Origin of the sequence: Vibrio chanodichtyis (genome assembly GCF_028863985.1) — a bacterium.
Lineage (GTDB): Bacteria > Pseudomonadota > Gammaproteobacteria > Enterobacterales > Vibrionaceae > Vibrio > Vibrio chanodichtyis.
On record NZ_JARBFT010000036.1, the window covers coordinates 1 to 1252 of the forward strand.

Here is a 1252-nt window from a genome sequence, read left to right on the forward strand (position 1 = left end):
CTGTAGTGGTCAACTAAAATTGGCCACGGTTTTAGAGTTTTCCCAATACAATCGTTCTGACTCATTGGGTGTCAAGCCACCGTTATACTGATGCGGCCTGAGCTGGCTATAATATCCAATAATGTAGCGGATGATCTCTTGTTGAGCCTCTGCAAAGCTACGATAACCTACTGTTGGAACCCATTCCGTTTTCAAGCTTCTAAAGAAGCGCTCCATCGGCGCATTATCCCAGCAATTTCCTCGGCGAGATAAACTTTGTTTTATTTGAAAACGCCACAGTAATTGACGGTATTGACGACTCGTATAGTGACTGCCTTGATCACTGTGGAACATGACGCCTTTAGGCTTTCCACGAGACTCATAAGCCATCGAAAGCGCTTTGCCTGTTAATCGTGTATCAGGTGATACTGACATTGCCCAACCAATCACTTTTCGAGCAAAAAGGTCGATGACTACTGCTAAATACATCCAACGATTTCCCGTCCAAATATAGGTCACGTCACCCACCCAGACTTCATTTGGTGCCGTGACAGCAAACTGACGATCTAAGTGATTCGGGATTTCAATATGCTCTTGTGAGGCTTTACGGTAACGATGTTTTGGGACTTGGCAACTCACTAATCCCAGCGTTTTCATCAGCTTTGCTGCTCGGTAACGACTCAGACTCACGCCTTGGTTTGTTACAATATCAGCAATGGTTCTTGCTCCTGCAGAACCATTGCTTGCCGTATAAGCTTCGCTAATCAAACTACGAAGTTTTACGGTTTCCGCCTTTATTTCTGTTGGCCGTTTCAGCCAATAGTTATAACTGCTTCGATGAACATTGAAGACTTCACATAATGTTTTTATGCTGTGGCTCTGCTTGAGTTTCTTGATCATCAAGAATTGTTCAGTGAGTCCGACATCAAGAGAGCCGTGGCTTTTTTTAATATTTCATTATGCTCTTCAAGACGAGCGAGCTTCTTTTTTAATTCACGAATTTCAATTTGCTCAGGCGTCATTGGTGACGCTTTGGGTGCTTTGCCTTGGCGCTCTTGTTTTAATTGGCGAACCCACTTATCCATCGTAGATTTACCTACATTCATGGCTTGAGCCGCTTCAGTCACTGAGTAGTTTTGATCGAGCACTAATTGTGCCGCTTCCAGTTTGAATTCGGCACTAAATAGCCGTCTTGTACGTTTTGTCATAATGTCACCTATTAACTTATGAGATGATAATATCACCTCTAATTAAGTGACCAAATTCACCGTAC

The 1252-nt window shown here is 43.2% G+C and carries 1 protein-coding gene; it reads right to left on the bottom strand.

The window, feature by feature from the left end; genetic code table 11:
• Positions 1-9 precede the first annotated feature (9 nt).
• Positions 10-1187, bottom strand: a protein-coding gene (locus PUN32_RS13975) for an IS3 family transposase (protein ID WP_274723735.1) whose coding sequence is annotated in 2 segments (ribosomal slippage) — positions 10-929 and positions 929-1187 — 1179 coding nt in all. Because the reading frame shifts where the segments join, the coding sequence is not laid out codon by codon here.
• Between the last annotated feature and the right edge of the window lie 65 nt (positions 1188-1252).